We start from the raw sequence: 22632 nt of genomic DNA on the forward strand, positions 1-22632 counted from the left end.
GCTATCATGCGCGTACTGCTATTTTTACTTCTTTCCCTTTTCATGTTGCCGGCATTTTCGGCTGATAACCTGTTGCGCTGGCATGATGCGCAGCATTTCACGGTGCAAGCCTCTATGCCGCTTAAAGCCAAACGCGTATGGAAACTGTGCGCGCTTTATCCCAGCCTGAAAGATTCATACTGGTTATCGTTGAACTATGGTATGCAGGAGGCTGCTCGCCGCTACGGTGTGGATTTAAAAGTGCTGGAGGCAGGCGGCTACAGCCAGTTGGCTACCCAGCAAGCACAAATCGACCAGTGTAAACAGTGGGGCGCAGAGGCCATTTTGCTCGGTAGTAGCACGACGTCATTCCCCGATCTGCAAAAGCAGGTAGCAAGTCTGCCGGTGATCGAACTGGTAAATGCTATTGATGCTCCCCAGGTGAAAAGCCGCGTTGGTGTACCCTGGTTTCAGATGGGCTATCAACCTGGGCGATATCTGGTGCAATGGGCGCACGGTAAACCACTGAACGTGCTGTTGATGCCCGGACCCGATAACGCCGGGGGCAGTAAGGAGATGGTCGAGGGTTTTCGCGCAGCCATTGCCGGAAGCCCGGTGCGTATTGTTGATATTGCGCTCGGTGATAACGATATTGAAATCCAGCGTAACCTGTTGCAGGAGATGCTGGAACGCCATCCAGAAATCGACGTCGTTGCCGGAACGGCCATTGCGGCAGAGGTGGCAATGGGTGAAGGGCGCAACCTGAAAACGCCGCTTACCGTGGTGTCGTTTTATCTTTCACATCAGGTGTATCGCGGGCTGAAGCGGGGAAGAGTGATTATGGCTGCCAGCGATCAAATGGTCTGGCAGGGGGAACTGGCGGTTGAGCAGGCCATCAGGCAATTACAGGGTCAATCGGTGTCTGATAATGTCAGCCCACCGATTTTAGTTCTGACGCCGAAAAATGCCGACCGCGAACATATCTGCCGCTCGCTGTCGCCAGGGGGATTTCGTCCGGTCTATTTTTATCAGCACACATCAGCGGCTAAGAAATAACCTTCGCCATGTTGCGTCACCAGTAAATCCGCGCTGAGTTTATGGCGTAAACGACGAATTAACACATCGACGGTGCGCAGGTCAGGGTTTTCCACCCGACGCGCAGAGAGCATACGCAGCAGACGTTCACGGCTGAGAATTTCTCCCGGATTGGTCACAAATGCCACCAACATTTCATACTCTGCGCGGGTCAGTTTAATCGGCTCGCCATCCCGCTCCAGCGTATGGCGCGACACATTCAGGCAATAACCGGCAAAGCGATAGCAGTTGTCCTGAGTGTACGGTTGAGCTTGTCGCGCGAGGTCGATTCGCCAGAGCAGATTTTTTACCCGTACTACCAGTTCGCGCAGTTCCAGCGGTTTGGTGACGTAATCGTCTGCGCCCATTTCCAGCCCAACAATACGGTCAATCCGATCGCTGCGTCCGGTAACCAGAATAATCCCCACCGTTGAGCGTTCTCGCAGGGCGCGGGTTAACATCAGGCCATTTTCATCGGGCAAGTTGATATCCAGCAGAATTAAATCTACCGGCTGATTCTGCATAATTTCCCGCAGCCCGGCACCGCTCGCTGTAACGGAAACGGTATACCCCTCCTGAGTGAAGTAAGATTGTAATCGCGCCTGGGTAACCGGCTCATCTTCAACAATAACAATGTGATGTGGCATCAGAGGGTTTTACTCATTCTGTTCATATCTGTTCATATTCTGCCGTAAGCCGTTCATCCTGACCAGTGCCGCTGTTCATATTTGCTCATTAAGATCGCTTCACTAAACCATAATTTTACAGGGGCTATTATGCGGAAACTCTGGAACGCGCTACGCCGACCCAGTGCTCGTTGGTCGGTACTGGCGCTGGTCGCAATTGGGATTGTGATTGGCATTGCGCTGATTGTATTGCCACACGTTGGGATCAAAGTCACCAGCACAACCGAATTTTGTGTCAGTTGCCACAGTATGCAACCGGTGTATGAAGAATATAAACAGTCGGTGCATTTCCAGAACGCCTCCGGCGTGCGAGCTGAATGCCATGACTGTCATATCCCGCCGGATATTCCAGGCATGGTGAAGCGCAAACTGGAAGCGAGCAATGATATCTACCAGACCTTTATTGCTCACTCCATTGATACACCTGAAAAATTCGAAGCCAAACGCGCGGAACTTGCCGAGCGTGAATGGGCGCGAATGAAAAAAAACAACTCGGCAACCTGCCGCTCCTGCCATAACTACGATGCGATGGATCATGCGAAGCAGCATCCTGAAGCGGCACGTCAGATGAAGGTGGCAGCGAAAGATAATCAATCCTGCATCGACTGTCATAAAGGTATTGCCCACCAGTTACCGGATATGAGTAGCGGCTTCCGTAAGCAGTTCGATGAGCTGCGCGCCAGTGCTAATGACAGTGGTGACACGCTGTACTCTATTGATATTAAGCCAATTTATGCGGCGAAAGGCGATAAAGAAGCCTCTGGTTCTCTGCTGCCTGCTTCGGAAGTGAAAGTCCTTAAACGTGACGGCGACTGGCTGCAAATTGAAATTACCGGCTGGACAGAAAGCGCCGGACGTCAGCGTGTACTCACCCAATTCCCAGGTAAACGCATCTTTGTTGCCTCGATTCGTGGTGATGTGCAGCAGCAGGTGAAAACGCTGGAGAAAACCACCGTTGCCGACACCAATACCGAGTGGAGCAAGTTGCAGGCCACCGCATGGATGAAGAAAGGCGACATGGTGAACGATATCAAACCGATCTGGGCCTATGCGGATTCGTTGTACAACGGCACCTGTAACCAGTGCCACGGCGCACCGGAAATCGCCCACTTTGACGCTAACGGTTGGATCGGCACGCTCAACGGCATGATTGGCTTTACCAGCCTCGATAAACGTGAAGAACGCACCTTGTTGAAATATCTGCAAATGAATGCGTCTGACACCGCAGGTAAGGCTCACGGCGATAAGAAGGAAGAAAAATAATGAACAATAACGATCTCTTTCAGGCATCACGTCGGCGTTTTCTGGCACAACTCGGCGGCTTAACTGTCGCCGGGATGCTGGGGCCGTCATTGTTAACGCCGCGCCGTGCGACTGCGGCGCAAGCGGCGACTGAGGCTGTCATCTCGAAAGAGGGCATTCTTACCGGGTCGCACTGGGGGGCTATCCGCGCGACGGTGAAGGATGGTCGCTTTGTGGCGGCAAAACCGTTCGAACTGGATAAATATCCGTCGAAAATGATCGCCGGATTGCCGGACCACGTACACAACGCGGCGCGTATTCGTTATCCGATGGTACGCGTGGACTGGCTGCGTAAGCGCCATCTGAGCGACACCTCCCAGCGCGGCGATAACCGTTTTGTGCGCGTGAGCTGGGATGAAGCCCTCGACATGTTCTATGAAGAACTGGAGCGCGTACAGAAAACTCACGGGCCGAGTGCCTTGCTGACCGCCAGCGGTTGGCAATCGACGGGGATGTTCCATAACGCTTCGGGGATGCTGGCGAAAGCTATTGCCTTGCATGGTAATAGCGTTGGTACGGGTGGGGATTACTCTACCGGTGCTGCGCAGGTGATCCTGCCGCGCGTGGTTGGCTCAATGGAAGTGTATGAACAGCAAACCTCCTGGCCGCTGGTATTGCAGAACAGTAAAACCATTGTGCTGTGGGGCTCCGATTTGCTGAAAAACCAGCAAGCGAACTGGTGGTGCCCGGATCACGATGTTTATGAATATTACGCGCAGTTGAAAGCGAAAGTCGCCGCCGGTGAAATTGAGGTCATTAGCATCGATCCGGTTGTTACATCCACCCATGAGTATCTGGGGCGCGAGCATGTGAAGCACATTGCGGTTAACCCGCAAACTGACGTGCCGCTGCAACTGGCGCTGGCGCATACGCTGTACAGTGAAAACCTGTACGACAAAAACTTCCTCGCTAACTACTGTGTGGGTTTTGAGCAGTTCCTGCCGTATCTGGTGGGCGAGAAAGACGGTCAGCCGAAAGATGCTGCATGGGCTGAAAAACTGACCGGCATTGATGCCGAAACCATTCGTGGGCTGGCGCGGCAGATGGCGGCGAACAGAACGCAGATTATTGCTGGCTGGTGCGTACAGCGTATGCAGCACGGTGAACAGTGGGCGTGGATGATTGTGGTTCTGGCGGCGATGCTGGGGCAAATTGGCCTGCCAGGTGGTGGCTTTGGTTTTGGCTGGCACTATAACGGCGCAGGCACGCCGGGGCGTAAAGGCGTTATTCTGAGTGGTTTCTCCGGCTCTACGTCGATTCCGCCTGTTCACGACAACAGTGATTACAAAGGCTACAGCAGCACCATTCCGATTGCCCGTTTTATCGATGCGATCCTCGAACCGGGGAAAGTGATCAACTGGAACGGTAAATCGGTAAAACTGCCGCCGCTGAAAATGTGTATTTTTGCCGGAACTAACCCATTCCATCGCCATCAGCAGATCAACCGCATTATTGAAGGCTGGCGCAAGCTGGAAACGGTTATCGCCATAGATAACCAGTGGACCTCAACCTGCCGCTTTGCCGATATCGTGCTGCCTGCGACCACGCAGTTTGAGCGTAACGATCTCGACCAGTACGGCAACCACTCCAACCGTGGCATTATCGCCATGAAACAGGTCGTGCCGCCGCAGTTCGAGGCGCGCAACGACTTTGATATTTTCCGCGAGCTGTGCCGCCGCTTTAATCGCGAAGAAGCCTTTACCGAAGGGCTGGACGAAATGGGCTGGCTGAAACGCATCTGGCAGGAAGGTGTTCAGCAAGGCAAAGGACGCGGCGTTCATTTGCCAGCGTTTGATGACTTCTGGAATAACAAAGAGTACGTCGAGTTTGACCATCCGCAGATGTTTGTTCGCCACCAGGCATTCCGCGAAGATCCGGATCTCGAACCGCTGGGCACGCCGAGTGGCCTGATTGAGATCTATTCGAAAACCATCGCCGATATGAACTACGACGATTGTCAGGGGCATCCGATGTGGTTTGAGAAAATCGAACGCTCCCACGGTGGGCCTGGCTCGCAGACGTATCCGTTGCATCTGCAATCTGTGCATCCGGATTTCCGACTTCACTCGCAGTTATGTGAGTCGGAAACTCTGCGTCAGCAATATACGATAGCGGGTAAAGAGCCAGTGTTCATTAACCCGCAGGATGCCAGCGCGCGCGGTATTCGTAACGGTGATGTGGTACGCGTCTTTAACGCTCGCGGTCAGGTGTTGGCAGGGGCAGTCGTTTCTGATCGCTATGCACCCGGCGTGGCGCGAATTCACGAAGGGGCATGGTACGATCCAGATAAAGGCGGCGAGCCTGGTGCGCTGTGCAAATACGGTAACCCCAACGTGTTGACCATCGACATCGGTACTTCGCAGCTGGCGCAGGCGACCAGTGCGCACACTACGCTGGTGGAAATTGAGAAGTACAACGGAACAGTGGAGCAGGTAACGGCGTTTAACGGCCCCGTGGAGATGGTGGCGCAGTGCGAATATGTTCCCGCGTCGCAGGTGAAATTATGACCACGCTGACAGCACAACAGATAGCCTGTGTTTACGCCTGGCTGGCGCAGTTGTTCTCCCGTGAACTGGACGATGAACAACTGACGCAAATCGCCAGTGCGCAGATGGCTGAATGGTTTTCGTTGCTGAAAAGCGAACCGCCGCTCACTGCGGCGGTGGATGAGCTGGAAAACCGTGTTGCCACTCTGACAGTACGTGACGATGCCCGTCTGGAACTGGCCGCTGACTTTTGCGGCCTGTTTCTGATGACTGACAAACAAGCGGCGCTGCCGTATGCATCGGCCTACAAACAGGACGAGCAAGAAATTAAACGCTTGTTAGTTGAGGCAGGGATGGAAACCAGCGGCAATTTCAACGAACCGGCAGATCATCTGGCGATCTATCTCGAGTTGTTGAGTCATCTGCATTTTTCGCTGGGAGAGGGGACGGTTCCTGCGCGAAGAATCGACAGTTTACGGCAAAAAACACTCACGGCGCTGCGGCAATGGTTACCAGAGTTTGTTGCGCGTTGCCATCAGTATGACAGCTTTGGTTTTTACGCGGCACTAAGCCAGTTATTGCTGGTGTTAGTGGAGTGCGACCACCAAAACAGATAACGTCGTTTGTTGGCCTGATAAGACGCGTTTAGCGTCGCATCAGGCATTAGGGCACCGCCGCCGGATGCGGCGTGAACGCCTTATCCGGCCCACAGGAAAAGTACTCTTTGCAGGCAGGCTAAGATGCGTCATCACATCCGGCAAACACACATCACGGATGAGCTACAAACCGGGAAAGCCGCTGGCGCAGCAGGCGGTTTTCCTGCTTCAGGTGCGCAATATCATCCATTAACGTCAGCGCCACCGCGATCCCCGGCCAGTCCAGAGCCAGTTCATGGCGCAGGCGCACCGCGCGTTGCACCACGATGGCGGCATGGTCGTCAAATACCCAGGTTGTTTCCTGGATCTCACGCGGTTCAACCACCCCCAAACCGACAATTTCATTCAATTCCTCTTCAGAGATGCCGGTATGCAGGCAAAATTCTGTAATAGTAAAAGTCACCGTAACATTAGCCATTATGCTTTCCCCCAATCTTTACGTGGATCAAAAGACGACTGGGCGTCTGCCAGTTGCTGCCACAGCGCGGCAGTGTTTTCATCCGGTTTCGGCGGCATCACGATTTTCAGTACCGCATACAGATCGCCGGTCTGTTTTTTGCTCACCAGACCTTTGCCTTTAACGCGCAATCGTTGCCCGGCCTGGCTGCCAGGCGGGATAGTCAGCAAAATGCTTTCTTTCAGTGTTGGAACGGTGACTTTAGCACCCAGCGCCGCTTCCCACGGGCTAACCGGCACCACAATTTCCAGATCCTGGCCGACAATATCAAACAGCGGATGTGGCGCAATATGAATCACCAGCCACAAATCGCCATTTGTACCGCCGTTTTCGCCCGGCGTCCCCTGGCCTTTCAGGCGGATGCGTTGACCATTGCCGACGCCTGCCGGGATCTTCACATTCAGCGTTTTCGGGATTTCCTGTTCGATCATGCCAAAGGCGTTATAAACCGGCAGGTTATAGCTGATGGTACGCTTATGCTCAGTAAGCGTTTCTTCGAGGAATACCGCCACTTCGATTTCAATATCGTGGCCGCGTGTGGCGGGGCGTTGACGGCTCTGGCGGGCATGCTGACCGAAAATTGACGAGAAGATATCGTCAAAATCTTCGGCGTTAAAACTCTGACCGTCGCCATGGTGGAACTGACGGTTAAATTGCGGATCGTTGCGATGTTGCCACATCTGATCATACTCAGCGCGACGTTGTTCATCACTTAACACTTCCCAGGCTTCAGCGACCTCTTTGAAGCGGGCTTCGGCATCCGGTTCTTTGCTGACATCAGGATGGTATTTGCGGGCCAGTCGACGATAGGCGGTCTTGATTGTCTTGAGATCGTCCGTCGGTTTCACGCCCATGATGGCGTAATAATCCTTTAATTCCATAGCGTTATCTCGCGTAAATCAACACAAATTGAAGGAACCCCTGTAAGGTAACTCCTATAAGTGTAGGGTAATCCTCAAAATTTCATATGCCAACACAGAATATGTTATTGAAATCATCGCGGAGAGGAGGTCGCCTCAAGGTGGGGTGCTGAACATATTTTAAACAGGTGAAAAAGGGTGAGCGATTTTTGATAGTTGAACCAGGCACTTTAAGTTTAACTAGGGCGTCATTATTTATTAAATTTTATAGGCGCTATATATGGGTAGTAATATACATGGAATTAGTTGCACTGAAAATAATTATTTGAAGCAAGCCTGGAACGATATAAAAAATGAGTACGAAAAAAATAAAACATATTCAATCACGCTTTTTGAAAACACACTGGTGTGTTTTATTCGGTTGTATAAAGAAATCAGACGTCAACAAGCTGAAGACTACATTCCATGCCTGGAATGCGATTCACTAGAAAAAGAATTTGAGGAAATACAGAATGATAATGATTTATCATTATTTATGAAAACATTGCGTACTAATGATAAACAAATTTATTCAGGGGTTTCAGGAGGTATTACATATACTATACAATATGTTGAAGATGTTGATATTGTTAGAGTATCCTTGCCGGGTAGAGGTTCAGAGTCTATCACAGATTTTAAAGGTTATTATTGGTATGGCTTTATGGAATATATTGAAAACATTAATGCGTGTGATGATGTTTATTCTGATTATTGTTTTGATAATGATGAAAATATGAGTATCCAGCCAGAATGGATAAATACGCCGGGAATATCTGATTTAGATTCTGGTATTGATTTGTCTGGTATATCTTTTATTCAGAGTGAAATTAATAAAACTTATGGATTAAAATATGCTCCTGTAGATGGCGATGGATATTGTCTGTTAAGAGCTATACTGGTTTTAAAACAACATGATTATTCATGGGCGCTGGGCAGTCATAAGACACAAAAGGAAGTATACGAAGAGTTTATTAAAATTGTTGATAAACAAACGATCGAGGCTCTTGTTGATGCGGCATTCTATGATCTCAGGGAAGATGTTAAGACATTATTTGGCGTTGATCTGCAATCTGACAACAAAATTCAGGGTGTGGGTAGTCATATGTCATGGAGCTTTCTGTTTTTTAAAAAACAATTCATTGATAGTTGCTTGAATAACGAAAAATGTATCCTGCATTTACCCGAGTTTATATTTAATGATAACAAGAATTTGCTTGCTTTAGATACCGACACGTCGGATAGGATTAAAGCGGTGAAGAATTTTCTTGCTGTTCTTTCAGATAGCATTTGCTCATTATTTATTGTTAATAGTAATGTGGCATCAATCTCCTTAGGGAATGAATCCTTTTCAACAGATGAAGATCTTGAGTATGGTTATTTAATAAACACTGGCAATCATTATGACGTTTACCTCCCTCCTGAACTTTTTGCTCAGGCTTACAAGTTAAACAATAAGGAAATGAATGCGCAACTTGACTATTTAAATCGTTATGCAATTTAATGACAAATGCATGTGCTATAAACCATTGTTATTAGTCTCACACTTTTTTTATTGGTAAATATTGCCTCTGTATTGGTAACGCCGCTGATATTCCGTCTAGCCCACTGGTGTAATCATCAGCGGCGTATGCGAGGCAGGGGCTATTCAGGCATAGTTTGCCTGTTTTTGAAGATGTAGATAGAAAAACAGGCGTTCAACAAGCCATTTTGCGAACCTGTTCCCGGAAAAAAGTCATATTTCTGTCACACTCTTTAGTGATTGATAACAAAAGAGGTGCCAGGAATGAACAAAACGCTAATCGCCGCAACTGTGGCAGGGATAGTTTTACTCGCTTCAAATGCTCAGGCACAAACCGTACCGGAAGGCTATCAGCTACAGCAAGTGCTCATGATGAGCCGCCATAACTTACGTGCGCCGCTGGCGAACAATGGCAGTGTGCTGGAACAGTCGACGCCGAATAAATGGCCCGAATGGGACGTCCCCGGTGGGCAACTCACCACCAAAGGTGGCGTGCTCGAAGTGTATATGGGCCATTACATGCGTGAATGGCTGGCAGAGCAGGGGATGGTAAAATCGGGGGAATGCCCGCCGCCGGACACCGTTTATGCCTATGCCAATAGTCTGCAACGTACTGTCGCGACCGCACAGTTCTTTATTACCGGCGCATTCCCGGGGTGTGATATTCCTGTGCATCACCAGGAAAAAATGGGCACCATGGACCCAACCTTTAACCCGGTGATCACCGATGATTCCGCCGCATTCAGTGAACAGGCGGTGGCGGCAATGGAGAAAGAGCTCAGCAAACTCCAGCTTACCGACAGCTACCAGCTACTGGAAAAAATCGTTAACTATAAAGATTCCCCTGCCTGTAAAGAGAAACAACAGTGTTCGCTGGTGGATGGCAAAAATACCTTTAGCGCGAAGTATCAACAAGAACCAGGTGTTTCCGGGCCGCTGAAAGTCGGCAACTCGCTGGTAGATGCGTTTACTTTGCAATACTACGAAGGTTTTCCGATGGATCAGGTGGCCTGGGGAGAAATCAAATCTGACCAGCAGTGGAAGGTGTTGTCGAAGCTGAAAAACGGTTACCAGGACAGCCTGTTTACCTCACCGGAAGTGGCGCGCAATGTTGCGAAACCGCTGGTCAGTTATATCGACAAAGCCCTGGTCACCGATCGCACCAGTGCACCAAAAATCACGGTGTTAGTTGGACATGACTCCAACATTGCCTCTCTGTTAACGGCGCTGGATTTCAAACCGTATCAGTTGCATGACCAGAACGAACGCACGCCGATTGGCGGCAAAATCGTTTTCCAGCGTTGGCATGACAGCAAAGCCAATCGCGATTTGATGAAAATTGAATATGTGTACCAGAGTGCGGAACAGTTACGTAATGCCGATGCGTTAACCCTGCAGGCACCTGCGCAGCGCGTGACGCTGGAATTAAGCGGTTGCCCGATAGACGCTGATGGTTTCTGCCCGATGGATAAGTTTGATAGCGTGTTGAATGAAGCGGTGAAATAACAGAAAACTCCCCCGCGAGAAGCGGGGGAGTCGCTGGTTAAACGTTTTTACGTTCGATGGTCTGTTCGCCCCAAAAAAGCGAATCTTTATCGGTCTTAGCAAAGGCTTTGACTAACACTTCATCACTACCTTCTTCCCAAATCTTTTCCGCCATTTTTTCGTCGTACCCGGCGACTTCGAAAATGGCCTCGGCTATTTCCGGCGACGTATTGCGCAGAGATGCCCATTCACCGACGTGATGAGCTTTCGCTTCTTGAGTTGGCATGCGTATCCTCCTGTTGAAGATTAGCCATTAAGTTTAACTGCCAGACCTGCGACATATTCCCCTTGATAACGAGCAATAGACAGTTCTTCCTGGCTGGGCTGGCGTGAACCGTCACCGCCTGCGATGGTGGTTGCGCCGTACGGCGTACCGCCGCGAACCTGTGAAACGTCAAATAGTTCCTGCGCTGCGTAGCCAATGGGGACAATCACCATGCCGTGATGCGCAAGGGTCGTCCAGGTGGATGTGATGGTTTGTTCCTGACCGCCGCCAGTACCGGTGGAACTAAAGACGCTCGCCAGTTTTCCGTATAGTGCGCCGGAAGCCCACAGGCCGCCCGTCTGGTCGAGGAAGGTACGCATTTGACCGGACATGTTGCCAAAGCGGGTAGGTGTACCAAAAATAATGGCGTCGTAATCGGCCAGTTCTTGCGGGGTTGCAACCGGTGCAGTTTGCGTTTTACCGCCTGCTTTTTCAAATAATTGCGGCGGCATGGTTTCCGGTACACGCTTAACGACAACTTCTGCGCCATCCACTTTGCTTGCACCCTCAGCGACTGCGCGTGCCATCGTTTCAATATGTCCGTACATGGAATAATAAAGCACCAGAACTTTAGCCATTTCTAACCACTCCTCGTGTTATCTCTATTCCGTAGCGATTCGCTACCACTTATTTAAAGATAAGACGTCCTTTTCAGAGTGCAAATTTCACAACCACTTATTTGATTTATAACAACTTTCACAAGCACGCAATTTTGTCGCAAAATGACACATTTTTATCTCATCGCGTTTTTTTAATCATAAGAGCGGCTTATGGATAATTATTGGAGATGATATCTATTCTCGCTAAGAAGCTGTTGCAGGATATTACCAAACGCGGGTAGAAACACGTCAGTTCACTAAGCTTAGTCCCACGTAGCGAAAATATGGCAGCCGCCATACGCCGCGTTAATTCTATGCAATATGATGTCTATACCCAGACGGAGGTCAGTAATGGCAAACCATCGAGGCGGTTCCGGCAATTTTGCAGAAGACCGCGAAAGAGCATCAGAAGCAGGTAAAAAAGGTGGACAGCACAGCGGGGGTAATTTCAAGAATGATCCGCAGCGCGCATCTGAAGCAGGTAAAAAAGGTGGCAAGAGCAGTCACGGCAAAAGCGACAACTAGCCGGGCTAATCAATGACGAATGCATTTTTTTCTTAAGCTCGTCAAAAAGTCATCACCGCCGGTAATCCCGGCGGTTTTCTGCTTATGGCTCCTGATGAACAACTTCTGGCGGTGGAACGTCAACCAACCTTCTGCTTAATAACGCATTGAGTAAAATCGCGCCAAAGGTTGCTGTACCGATCCCTCCCAACGTAAAACCGCCCAGCGTGAGAGCAAAATCACCCGCGCCCAGCACTAAGGTTACTGCGACCATAATCAAATTACCGTTCTGGCTTAAATCGACACGGTTTTGTACCCATATCCTTGCGCCTGCGACGGCAATCAGCCCGAACACAACAATTGATGCACCACCAATCACCGCGGCCGGAATGGTATGAATCAGCGCGCCAAATTTCGGTGAAAAGCCCAATAGCATGGCGATGACGGCAGCAGCGACAAACACCAGCGTCGAGTAGACTTTTGTCACGGCCATTACACCGATATTCTCGGCGTAGGTGGTTACGCCGCTGCCACCGACAGAACCAGAAAGCATCGTCGCCAGCCCATCACCGACGAATGCCCGTCCCATATACGGATCCATATTGCGTCCGGTCATCCCGGCGACCGCCTTGAGATGGCCTAAGTTTTCCGCCACCAGAATCACCGCCACGGGTGCAATCAGCATCATTGCCTGACCATTAAAAGCAGGAGTGGAAAAATGCGGCAGACCGAACCAGGCAGCATGGCTGACGAGAGTAAAATCGACGGCTTTTCCCAGCCCTAAAACGTTGGTCATCACGCCATACAGCAGACAGGCGACAATTAATCCTACAAGAATCAATAACCGCTGGATCATGCCACGGGTAAACACCGCCACCAGCCCAATACACAGCACCGTCATTACCGCCATCCAGCTATCAAAGCCTGAAGCCGATACACTTTTTACCGCGATAGGCGCTAAGTTCAGGCCAATCGCCATCACCACCGCACCCGTCACCACCGGCGGCATTAGCCGTTCAATCCAGCGCGTACCGATTTTCATCACCACCAGGCCAATGACGGTATAAACCAGCCCACAGGCGATAATCCCGCCCAGCGCAATGCTGATATTCGGGTTAATGCCCTGACCGTTAAAGCCCGTTGCCGCGATCACCACGCCGACAAAAGCCGCGCTGGAGCCGAGATAACTGGGCACGCGCCCGCCGGTAATAAAGAAAAACAGTAACGTGCCGATCCCTGACATTAAAATGGAAAGATTGGGATCCAGCCCCATCAGAATCGGCATTAACACCGTCGCGCCAAACATCGCCACCGCGTGTTGAACGCCCATTATTGCCGTCTGAGCAAACGGCAATCGTTCATCCGGCGCGACCACGCCGCTCTCTGTAGAGGTCGATTTTAACTGCCAGTGAGGAAGACCGAACATTGCCATCAGCTGTCTCCTTAAGGAGGTTAACAAGCAGGGCGCATCAGCGCGTGATAACTGCGATCGAACCACACCAGCCCGTAGGGTGTGGCGTGACGATGAATCGCTTCGATGGCGCAAAACAAAATGTCGTGGGTGCCGACGCTCACCACCTGGCTGATACGGCAGTCAAACGAAACCAGCGCCTCTTCCAGTTGCGGGCATCCGGTCACACCAGTCTGCCAGCGGGCGGCGGCAAAGCGGTGTTCCATGGGCGTTTTGCCGCCAAAAAGGTTTGAAAGCGGCTCCTGCCCGGCGCTAAGTGTATTTACACACAGCGTTCGATTTTCATTGAATACCGGCCAGACGGACGCCCCACGATTCAGGCACACCAGTAATGTGGGAGGCGTGTCGGTCACGCTGCAGACGGCGCTGGCGGTGAACCCGGCTCGCCCGGCTGGACCGTCCGTGGTGATGATATTGACCGCCGCGCCCATGCAGGACATCGCATCGCGAAAAGTTTGTTGATCGACAATGTTCATAGTTTGCTCCTTATAACAGCCCGCAGGCTTCTTCAAAGGACAGACGTGGCAGGCGCGCAAAAAGTTTGCTGCTATCGCCATAGCCGATATTAATCAGCAGATTGCTCTTCAGCGTGCTGCCTGCAAAAAAAGCGTCGTCTACGTGTTGACGATCAAAACCCGACATCGGGCCGGTATCCAGCCCCAGCGCACGGCAGGCGATGATAAGATAAGCCGCCTGCATGGAACTGTTGCGAAACGCTGTTTCTTCGGCAAGTTGTGGGCTGGAGGTAAACCAACTGCGGGCATCGCCGTGAGGAAACAGTTGCGGTAACCGTTCATAAAATTCACTGTCCCATGCGACGATAGCGGTGACGGGCGCGGTCAGGGTTTTTTGCAGATTGCCGCTGGAAAGCGCCGGGCGCAGACGTTCTTTTCCTTCTGCAGTGCGGATAAACACGATACGTGCCGGAGAACAGTTAGCTGATGTCGGCCCCCATTTCATCAGGGCATAAAGCTCCCGTAACGTCTCATCGCTGACGGGGGTCTCCCGCCAGCCGTTGTGAGTGCGGGCATCGGTGAACAGGGTGCTAAGCGCACCTGGGCTAACGGCTTCGTTCATAGCAATTCCTTACAGGGCGGCTTCACGGTGATGTAACAGGCTGGTAAGCCCGTTGAGTAACAGAGCATTAAACGTTTCGGGATCGGTCACGTTGCAGGCGTGTCCGCCATAGCGCATCACCATTTTCTGGCTATCGGGCAGGGCGGCATGAAGTTCACTGGAACATGCTGATGGCACCAGCAGATCATCACTGGCGCAGATGATTTGCACCGGGCAGCGGATGCGAACCGCATGATGACTAAAGTCAGCGCGTTTGAGGGCGTTAAGTCGACGCAGTAAATTATTTTTGCCCTGAAAATGCGCCAGTGCCAGTGCGTCTTCCGCCTCAAGGCGAGGTGCGCGGGCCGCCATCCAGTCGGCGGGATAGAGGAACAACGGCTGCGCTTCCACCCATGCCTGCGCGCCACCGCTATACAGTAATCGTTCGCGAACCTGAAAACAGCGGCGCGTATGGGCGTTTATTCGTAGCCAGCCGTTAACGCAGACCAGCACAGTTACCGACGCGGGATAATCCAGCGCCAGCTGCATTCCCACCAGCGCACCGAGCGCATGGCCGACCACTACGTAATGCTCAATCCCTGCGGCTACCAGCGCCTGATGCAGTTCCGCTGCCATCTGGGTGATACTGTAATCTTCTGCCAGCGTGTCGGGATTATTGCCGGTGCCGCGCTGGTCGTAACAGACTACCTGATACTCCTGCTCCAGCACCGCCAGTTGCGGTAACCAGTAACTGCCGCTGCCGCCAAGACCCGAAATCAACACCACTACGGGCGCATCAGCATAAGGGGGAGGTGAGAGTGAAAGTTTCATCGCGGCCTCACTTGGCGATATGCGCAATTGTGGCGATTTCCACCAGCGCGTCAGGTTTTACCAGTCCGCACTGAATGCAGAATCGCGCCGGTTTATCTCCTGGAAAAAACTCGGCGTAGATTTCGTTAATCGCGGCGTAATTTTTCCAGTCGGTAATAAAGATGCTGTTGAAGGTCACATCCGCCATCGTGCCACCCGCTGTCTCGATCACCTTGCGGATAGTTTCCAGAACGTGGCGGGTTTGCGCCTTTGGGTCATCGGCAAACAGCACGTTATTGTGTTGATCAAAAGCCAGCGTACCGGAGACATACACCACGCCATCAGCCAGCGTGCCGGGAACGAAGGGGGCCAGCGGTGCGCTGCTGCCAGCGGGAATAATTACGGATTTTGGCATCGTTAAACTCCTTAAGCGATACGAGCAAAGGACGTGGGAGAAAGCGCGTCGCAGAACGTTTCGACGTCGCTGACCCAGCCAAAAAAGGTTTCGATATTGAACAACGCGGCTTTCTGTGCAAATTCCGGCCCCGCCTGGTGTGTTGCGTCTTCCAGCACCACGCCGAAATACTCCAGAAAAAAGCCATCGCGTAGCGTCGATTCGACGCAGACGTTGGTAGCGATGCCGGTGAAAACCAGATGGCGTATTCCGCGGCTGCGCAAAATGCTGTCCAGCGGCGTATTGAAGAAACCGCTGTAGCGCGGCTTCGGCAGCACAATATCGCCAGGCTGCGGCACCAGTTCATCCACCAGTTGATAATCCCAGGAGCCTTTCGCCAGCAATTTCCCCTGCAGCTGCGGCTGCTTACGCATGGTTTTCAGGGCGTTCGATTTATGATAATTCGGTGAGCCAGGGCCGCCAGCCTCGACATACTGTTCATCCCAGCCATTTTGAAACCAGATGATCAACATCCCTGCCGCTCGCGCTGCGGTCACGGCGGTTTGAATGTTGGCAATGACCGGGCGAGTGGTTGAGACATCAAACCCGGCGAGATCTAAGTAGCCGCCTGGCGTGGCATAGGCGTTTTGCATATCCACCACGATCAGCGCACTTTGCTGCGGATCGAAGGTAATGGCTTCCGGTCGAGCGGTTAATGTCGTCATCATGCCACCTCCTGAGTCAGCACAGGGAGATGGGCGCGGCACTGCATCAGTGGTTGAATGCGCTCGCCGAAGGTTTCGATTCCCGACAGAAAATCGTCGAAGGTTAACAGCACGCCTTCGGCACCAGGCACGCTTGCGACTTCATCTAACATGCGCGCGACACTGGCGTAAGAACCGACTAACGTCCCCATATTGATGTTTACCGCCGAAGTGGGATCGGCCATCTGACGGACGTTGGTGTCAGTACCGGAGCGGGTATCTTTCTGACTTTGTTCGGTTAGCCAGCTTAACGCCTCTTCATCCGCGCCCGCTTTGTAGTGTTCCCATTTGGCGCGAGCGGCATCGTCGGTTTCATCGGCAATCACCATAAACAATACATAAGAGCCAACGTCGCGCCCGGTTTGCTCTGCGGCCTGTTTCATCCGCGCAGCGGTCGGGGCGAAAGCCGTGGGGGTATTTACGCCTTTGCCGAAACAGAAGTTGAAATCGGCATACTGGGCGGAGAACGCCATGCCAGCGTCGCTTTGCCCGGCGCAGATCACTTTCATGGGTACTCTCGGTTGCGGACTGACGCGACAATCATTCATGGTGAAAAAATCGCCTTTAAAATCGCTTTTCCCCGAGCCCCACAGGTCGCGCAGCACTTGAACATATTCGGTGAGATAGTCGTAACGACGGGAGAAATAGTCATCGCCAGGCCAGATACCCATCTGCTCATACTCGGGCTTTTGCCAGCCAGTCACGAGGTTGACGCCAAAACGCCCGCCAGAGATGGAGTCGATGGTTGCCGCCATACGGGCGACGATTGCCGGAGGTAACGTTAAGGTGGCGGCAGTGGCGTAAATCTGAATGCGCGAGGTCACGGCTGCCAGCCCCGCCATCAAGGTGAACGACTCAAGGTTGTGATCCCAGAACTCAGTTTTGCCGCCAAAGCCACGCAGTTTGATCATCGACAGGGCGAAATCGAAATGGTAGTGCTCCGCTTTTTGCACAATGGATTTATTCAGTTCAAAGGTCGGCATGTACTGCGGCGCGTGGGTCGAAATGAGCCAGCCGTTGTTGCCAATAGGTACGAATACGCCAATTTTCATCATCAACCTCTCTTCGTCTCGTAAAGTGAAAGTCAGACGGGGCACTGCATCCTGCATATCCTTTTCAGCCGCGTAATGGCTTGTTTGCAAAGTGGATGCCAGTTTTTTAAAAGTGAATGTTATTAATGTGTTAATGTTAAGTTATCTAAAATATCTGGAAAAAAGTGGACTAAACGGTCAAAACAGTTGCACATAAAACATGCATTCGTGCGCGATGAGAGTGCAGAAGGTCGAGGCCGGGTGGGGGTTTTGCTATCCTGTTGCCAATCTACAAGAGGGGAGAGCGCATGACGCAAGGCGCAGTCAAAACAACGGGTAAACGTTCGCGTGCAGTAAGCGCGAAGAAAAAAGCGATTCTTAGCGCAGCACTGGACACTTTTTCACAATTCGGTTTTCACGGCACTAGGCTGGAGCAGATCGCAGAGTTGGCGGGTGTTTCAAAAACCAATCTGCTGTATTACTTTCCGTCAAAAGAGGCGCTGTATATTGCCGTGCTGCGGCAGATTCTCGATATCTGGCTGGCACCGTTAAAAGCGTTTCGTGAAGATTTCGCCCCGCTGGCGGCGATCAAAGAATACATCCGTCTGAAGCTGGAAGTCTCCCGCGATTATCCGCAGGCTTCGCGCCTGTTCTGTATGGAGATGCTGGCAGGTGCGCCGTTGTTAATGGATGAACTGACGGGCGATTTGAAAGCATTAATTGATGAGAAATCGGCGCTGATTGCCGGTTGGGTCAAAAGCGGCAAACTCGCGCCAATTGATCCGCAGCATTTGATTTTTATGATTTGGGCTTCCACTCAACATTACGCCGATTTCGCCCCTCAGGTGGAGGCAGTGACAGGCGCAACGTTGCGCGATGAGGTATTTTTCAATCAAACGGTTGAAAACGTGCAGCGGATTATTATTGAGGGGATTCGACCACGCTAATGATGCCGGAGGAAGGTGTAACATCCTCCGGCTACCTGTTTAACCGATCGTCATTAAACTGGCGTTACCGCCAGCGGCAGCGGTATTCACACTCAGCGAACGCTCGATATACAGCCGTTCCAGAAGGATATTGCTTTCGCCACGGGCAAAACCCTGCACCGAAACAATTGCGCCATCCCGCGCGGCAACGGCTTCACACAATGCGCGAAGCTGATCCGAATCACCGTGGAAGATCACCGCATCAAACGGTTGAGCGGTTATATTTTCCGCTTTCGCCAGTTGAATACGTTCGCTGACTGCCGATGGCAATGCCTTCACTAACTGACGATGCAGCGCGTCATCCGACCACAGCACCAGGCTGCCCACCGCCAGCACGGCGGCGAGCTGAGTCAGCGCATCCTGCTCATCATCCGCGATACACAATACGCGCTCACGCGGCAGCAGCGTCCAGGTGTTGCGTTCACCCGTCGGCCCTGGCAGCAATCGTTGTGTTCCTGCCTGCGCCAGCTCGCCATATTGCGTACATAACGCCTGCAATTCTGGACGATTTGCTGCCCATTCCCGCAGTGCATTTAGCGGCTGAGTCAATGCGGCTTTCAACTGCGCATCGACCGGATACTCTGCATCCTGACGCGCGAGCGTCACTGCCAGCGCACTTTCCGGGCGATTCGCCAGTAGACGGTAGAGATAGAGCGGACCGCCTGCTTTTGGCCCGGTGCCGGACAATCCTTCGCCGCCGAATGGCTGCACACCCACCACTGCGCCCACCATATTACGGTTAACATACAGGTTACCAACATGGGCTGAGCCAGTGACCTGGGCGATGGTTTCATCAATACGTGTATGAACACCAAGCGTCAGACCATAGCCGGAAGCGTTAATCTGTTCGATCAGCTCCGGCAGCTGGTTACGGTTGTAACGCACCACATGCAGCACCGGACCAAAGACCTCTTTTTGCAATTCGGCAAAGTCATCCAGTTCGATCAGCGTCGGGGCGACAAAGGTGCCGCTTTGCCATTCACGGGCATCTTCGCTGTTTTCCCGCACCGCCTGGAACACTGGACGGCCTTTACTACGCATGATCTGAATATGACGCTCGATATTGGCTTTCGCTTCGCTATCAATCACCGGACCGATATCGGTGGTCAGGCGACCCGGATTACCCATCCGGCATTCGGCCATTGCGCCGCGCAGCATTTTCAACGTGTGGTCGGCAATCTCATCTTGCAGGCACAGCACGCGCAGCGCCGAACAACGCTGACCCGCACTGTCGAACGCCGAGGCCAGCACATCTATTACGACTTGTTCGGTCAGGGCGGAGGAATCGACAATCATCGCGTTCATACCGCCAGTTTCAGCGATGAGCGGAATAGGGCGACCCTGAGCGTCCAGGCGGCTGGCGATATTGCGTTGCAGCAACGTAGCGACTTCGGTTGAACCGGTAAACATAACCCCGCGCACGCGATCATCACCCGTCAGTTGCGCGCCCACGGTTTCCCCCTGACCTGGCAGCAATTGCACCACGCCTGACGGTACGCCCGCTTCCAGCAAAATGGCGATCCCTTGCGCGGCAATCAGTGGCGTTTGTTCTGCCGGTTTTGCCAGTACGCTGTTACCTGCCGCCAGTGCGGCAGCGATCTGCCCGGTGAAAATCGCCAGCGGGAAGTTCCACGGGCTGATACATACCACAGGCCCTAATGGACGATGGGTTTCGTTAGCGAAATCATCCCGCACCTGTCCGGCGTAGTAGTGGAGAAAATCGACCGCTTCGCGCACTTCGGCAATGGCGTTACTGAAGGTTTTTCCGGCTTCACGCACCAGAATACCAATCAGTTGCTGCATCTGGCTTTCCATCAGCACGGCAGCGCGATGCAAAATCGCCGCGCGTTCAGCCGGAGGCGTGGCAAACCAGATTGGCGCATTATTAACCGCACTTTCCAGCGCCTGTTCTACTTCACACGGCGTGGCTTCACGCACATAGCCCACAATATCTTTCGGCTCTGCCGGGTTAATAACGGGTGACATTTCACCAGCCGCTACCGGTTGTTCCAGCATTGGCAAGGCCTGCCATTTTTGCAGTGCACTATTGAGCAGGGCAGAGGAGAGCGAGGCCAGACGGTGTTCGTTAGCGAGATCCAGCCCTGCCGAGTTGTCGCGCCCGTGACCGTAAAGATCGCGCGGCAGGGGAATTTTCGGATGCGGTAATCCAGTTTGCCCTTCCTGTTGCGCCAGTTTTTCTACAGCAGTGACCGGATCGGCGACCAGTTCATCCAGTGGCAAAGAGGTGTCGGCAATACGGTTAACAAACGAGGTGTTAGCACCGTTTTCCAGCAGGCGACGCACCAGATACGCCAGCAGCGTTTCATGTGTGCCAACCGGGGCATAAATACGACACGGACGGTTAAGTTTGCCGTCGGCAACTTTTCCGGTGACCTGCTCATACAGTGGCTCGCCCATACCATGCAGGCACTGGAACTCGTACTGACCCGGATAGTAGTTTTGACCTGCCAGTTGATAAATCGCTGCCAGCGTATGGGCGTTGTGCGTCGCGAACTGCGGGTAGATTAGATTCGGCACCGCCAGCAGCTTTTTCGCACAGGCGAGATAAGAAACGTCGGTATACACCTTACGGGTATAAACCGGATAACCTTCAAGGCCGTCCATCTGTGCACGCTTGATTTCACTATCCCAGTACGCGCCTTTCACCAGGCGAATCATCAGACGGCGACGGCTGCGGGTGGCGAGATCAATCAGGTAATCAATCACCAACGGACAGCGTTTTTGATAAGCCTGAATAACAAAGCCGATGCCGTTCCAGCCTGCCAGCTCAGGCTCGAAACAGAGTTTTTCCAGCAGATCGAGGGAGATCTCCAGACGATCGGCCTCTTCGGCGTCAATGTTGATACCAATATCGTACTGACGCGCCAGCAGGGTGAGTGATTTCAGACGTGGGTAAAGCTCTTCCATTACCCGGTCATACTGGGCGCGGCTGTAACGCGGATGCAGCGCCGACAGCTTGATTGAAATGCCCGGACCTTCATAGATGCCACGACCGTTAGACGCTTTACCAATGGCGTGAATCGCCTGCTGATAGGAAACCATATACGCTTGTGCATCTGCGGCAGTTAGTGCAGCTTCGCCAAGCATATCGTAAGAATAACGGAAACCTTTCTCTTCCAGCTTGCGGGCATTGGCTAACGCTTCTGCAATGGTTTCGCCCGTGACGAACTGCTCTCCCATCAGGCGCATCGCCATATCCACACCTTTGCGGATCAACGGTTCACCGCTCTTACCGATAATGCGGTTCAGCGAGCGGGAGAGGCTGGCTTCGTTATGGGTGGAAACCAGTTTGCCAGTAAACAACAGCCCCCAGGTAGCGGCATTAACAAACAGGGACGGGCTACGACCAATGTGTGACTGCCAGTTACCGTTGCTGATTTTGTCGCGAATTAACGCATCACGGGTGGCTTTGTCGGGAATACGCAACAACGCTTCTGCCAGACACATCAGCGCCACGCCTTCCTGCGATGACAGCGAAAACTCCTGCAATAACCCCTGGACCATACCTGCGCGGCCACTGGCATTTTTTTGATTACGCAGTTTATCGGCCAGTTGATACGCCAGTTTGTGTGCCTGTTCAGCAACTGGCTGCGGCAGGCGGGCTTGTTCCAGCAGCATAGAAACCGCTTCGGTTTCCGGGCGGCGATAGGCGGCGGTGATGGCGGCACGGGAAACCGACTGGGGCAAAATTTGCTCGGCAAAGTCGAGGAAAGGCTGATGTGGTTCCTCTGCCGGAGTCGGCGATTCATCACTCTCATTGGCCGCGCCAGAAAGCAGCGCAGGCAGCTCCGGCAAGGTATCGCTGTTTTCCAGTTGTTCAAGATAAGAAAAAATCGCCTGCTTAATTAACCAGTGCGGTGTGCGATCGATACGTGTCGCGGCAGACTTAATACGCTCACGCGTCGCGTCGTCCAGCTTAACCCCCATGGTGGTGGTTCCCATGCCATTACTCCTGTTGTTCTGAAAAGTGCAACTTAACGTTATCGTGAAATATCTATTATGTTGCAACTTTGTGCAACTACGTTAAATGTGACTTACGTAGCAAGCTTAAAAATGAATGAAATGTTAATAAAAGAATTCGATATGACGGGGATTAAAAAAGTAATGCAGACTTTTTCTCTGCGGCAG

21 protein-coding genes are annotated in these 22632 nt (G+C 52.3%); 8 read left to right on the forward strand and 13 right to left on the reverse strand.

Going from position 1 to position 22632, the window contains the following annotated elements; translation table 11 throughout:
* Nucleotides 1-6 precede the first annotated feature (6 nt).
* The gene (gene torT, locus HUZ68_RS08750; protein WP_239594110.1) at nt 7-1035 is read left to right on the forward strand and encodes a TMAO reductase system periplasmic protein TorT; all 1029 of its coding nucleotides are present in this window, start codon (nt 7-9) and stop codon (nt 1033-1035) included.
* Here torT and torR read toward each other — a convergent pair.
* Nucleotides 1008-1700: a two-component system response regulator TorR gene (torR, locus tag HUZ68_RS08755; protein ID WP_001120119.1), complete on the reverse strand. Its 693-nt coding sequence runs from the start codon at nt 1698-1700 to the stop codon at nt 1008-1010. The two genes, torT and torR, sit on opposite strands and share 28 nt — an antisense overlap.
* 129 nt (nt 1701-1829) lie before the next feature.
* On the opposite strand from torR, the gene torC reads away from it, so the two are divergent.
* From torC to torD, 3 genes are read left to right on the forward strand one after another with little or no spacing between them, the layout of a single operon-like run.
* The gene (torC, locus tag HUZ68_RS08760) at nt 1830-3002 is read left to right on the forward strand and encodes a pentaheme c-type cytochrome TorC (protein ID WP_033815726.1); all 1173 of its coding nucleotides are present in this window, start codon (nt 1830-1832) and stop codon (nt 3000-3002) included.
* Nucleotides 3002-5548, forward strand: a complete 2547-nt coding sequence (gene torA / locus HUZ68_RS08765; RefSeq protein ID WP_033815727.1) for a trimethylamine-N-oxide reductase TorA — start codon at nt 3002-3004, stop codon at nt 5546-5548. The genes torC and torA overlap by 1 nt, the downstream gene beginning before the upstream one ends.
* Nucleotides 5545-6144 (forward strand): molecular chaperone TorD, encoded by a 600-nt coding sequence (gene torD, locus HUZ68_RS08770; RefSeq protein ID WP_044808089.1) that lies wholly within the window; start codon nt 5545-5547, stop codon nt 6142-6144. Before torA ends, torD begins: the two co-directional genes overlap by 4 nt.
* Before the next feature lie 151 nt (nt 6145-6295).
* On the opposite strand, the gene cbpM is transcribed toward torD, so the two are convergent.
* A complete protein-coding gene (gene cbpM, locus HUZ68_RS08775) occupies nt 6296-6601 on the reverse strand; it encodes a chaperone modulator CbpM (protein ID WP_000024560.1) in 306 nt (101 codons plus the stop codon).
* Nucleotides 6601-7521, reverse strand: a complete 921-nt coding sequence (gene cbpA / locus HUZ68_RS08780; protein ID WP_033815729.1) for a curved DNA-binding protein — start codon at nt 7519-7521, stop codon at nt 6601-6603. The genes cbpM and cbpA overlap by 1 nt, the downstream gene beginning before the upstream one ends.
* Nucleotides 7522-7780: 259 nt before the next feature.
* Between cbpA and HUZ68_RS08785 the strand changes: the two genes are divergently transcribed.
* The gene (locus HUZ68_RS08785; protein ID WP_239594112.1) at nt 7781-9040 is read left to right on the forward strand and encodes a YccE family protein; all 1260 of its coding nucleotides are present in this window, start codon (nt 7781-7783) and stop codon (nt 9038-9040) included.
* Between the two features lie 282 nt (nt 9041-9322).
* Nucleotides 9323-10564 carry a bifunctional glucose-1-phosphatase/inositol phosphatase gene (agp, locus tag HUZ68_RS08790; RefSeq protein ID WP_001044306.1) on the forward strand — a complete coding sequence of 414 codons (1242 nt, stop codon included), beginning with the start codon at nt 9323-9325 and terminating at the stop codon, nt 10562-10564.
* Nucleotides 10565-10601: 37 nt separating this feature from the next.
* Here the strand turns inward: agp and HUZ68_RS08795 are convergent, their stop codons facing one another.
* The gene (locus tag HUZ68_RS08795) at nt 10602-10829 is read right to left on the reverse strand and encodes a YccJ family protein (RefSeq protein WP_001143120.1); all 228 of its coding nucleotides are present in this window, start codon (nt 10827-10829) and stop codon (nt 10602-10604) included.
* A gap of 20 nt (nt 10830-10849) precedes the next feature.
* Nucleotides 10850-11446: an NAD(P)H:quinone oxidoreductase gene (gene wrbA / locus HUZ68_RS08800; RefSeq protein WP_001151437.1), complete on the reverse strand. Its 597-nt coding sequence runs from the start codon at nt 11444-11446 to the stop codon at nt 10850-10852.
* Nucleotides 11447-11818: 372 nt separating this feature from the next.
* Here wrbA and HUZ68_RS08805 point away from each other — a divergent pair, with 372 nt between their 5' ends.
* On the forward strand, nt 11819-11992 hold the full coding sequence (locus HUZ68_RS08805) for a con-10 family general stress protein (protein ID WP_001273658.1): 174 nt from the start codon (nt 11819-11821) through the stop codon (nt 11990-11992).
* 82 nt (nt 11993-12074) lie between these two features.
* Here HUZ68_RS08805 and rutG read toward each other — a convergent pair whose 3' ends face one another.
* From rutG to rutA, 7 genes are read right to left on the reverse strand one after another with little or no spacing between them, the layout of a single operon-like run.
* A complete protein-coding gene (gene rutG, locus HUZ68_RS08810; RefSeq protein WP_001325510.1) occupies nt 12075-13403 on the reverse strand; it encodes a pyrimidine utilization transport protein G in 1329 nt (442 codons plus the stop codon).
* 20 nt (nt 13404-13423) lie between these two features.
* Entirely contained in the window at nt 13424-13918 is a 495-nt protein-coding gene (gene rutF / locus HUZ68_RS08815; protein WP_001028095.1) for an NADH-dependent FMN reductase RutF, read from the reverse strand.
* A 10-nt stretch (nt 13919-13928) separates the two neighbouring features.
* Complete coding sequence (locus HUZ68_RS08820) at nt 13929-14519, reverse strand: malonic semialdehyde reductase (RefSeq protein ID WP_001001189.1); 591 nt, start codon at nt 14517-14519, stop codon at nt 13929-13931.
* A 9-nt stretch (nt 14520-14528) separates the two neighbouring features.
* Nucleotides 14529-15329, reverse strand: a complete 801-nt coding sequence (rutD, locus tag HUZ68_RS08825) for a pyrimidine utilization protein D (RefSeq protein ID WP_033815730.1) — start codon at nt 15327-15329, stop codon at nt 14529-14531.
* Nucleotides 15330-15336: 7 nt separating this feature from the next.
* The gene (gene rutC, locus HUZ68_RS08830) at nt 15337-15723 is read right to left on the reverse strand and encodes a 3-aminoacrylate deaminase (RefSeq protein ID WP_001126780.1); all 387 of its coding nucleotides are present in this window, start codon (nt 15721-15723) and stop codon (nt 15337-15339) included.
* An 11-nt stretch (nt 15724-15734) separates the two neighbouring features.
* The gene (gene rutB, locus HUZ68_RS08835) at nt 15735-16427 is read right to left on the reverse strand and encodes a peroxyureidoacrylate/ureidoacrylate amidohydrolase RutB (protein ID WP_032280704.1); all 693 of its coding nucleotides are present in this window, start codon (nt 16425-16427) and stop codon (nt 15735-15737) included.
* A complete protein-coding gene (gene rutA, locus HUZ68_RS08840; protein ID WP_033815798.1) occupies nt 16427-17518 on the reverse strand; it encodes a pyrimidine utilization protein A in 1092 nt (363 codons plus the stop codon). The genes rutB and rutA overlap by 1 nt, the downstream gene beginning before the upstream one ends.
* 287 nt (nt 17519-17805) lie before the next feature.
* On the opposite strand from rutA, the gene rutR reads away from it, so the two are divergent.
* Nucleotides 17806-18444 carry an HTH-type transcriptional regulator RutR gene (gene rutR / locus HUZ68_RS08845; RefSeq protein WP_000191701.1) on the forward strand — a complete coding sequence of 213 codons (639 nt, stop codon included), beginning with the start codon at nt 17806-17808 and terminating at the stop codon, nt 18442-18444.
* A 39-nt stretch (nt 18445-18483) separates the two neighbouring features.
* Here the strand turns inward: rutR and putA are convergent, their stop codons facing one another.
* A complete protein-coding gene (putA, locus tag HUZ68_RS08850) occupies nt 18484-22446 on the reverse strand; it encodes a trifunctional transcriptional regulator/proline dehydrogenase/L-glutamate gamma-semialdehyde dehydrogenase (protein WP_033815731.1) in 3963 nt (1320 codons plus the stop codon).
* Between the last annotated feature and the right edge of the window lie 186 nt (nt 22447-22632).

The organism is Shigella dysenteriae (assembly GCF_022354085.1).
GTDB classification, from domain to species: Bacteria; Pseudomonadota; Gammaproteobacteria; order Enterobacterales; family Enterobacteriaceae; genus Escherichia; species Escherichia coli.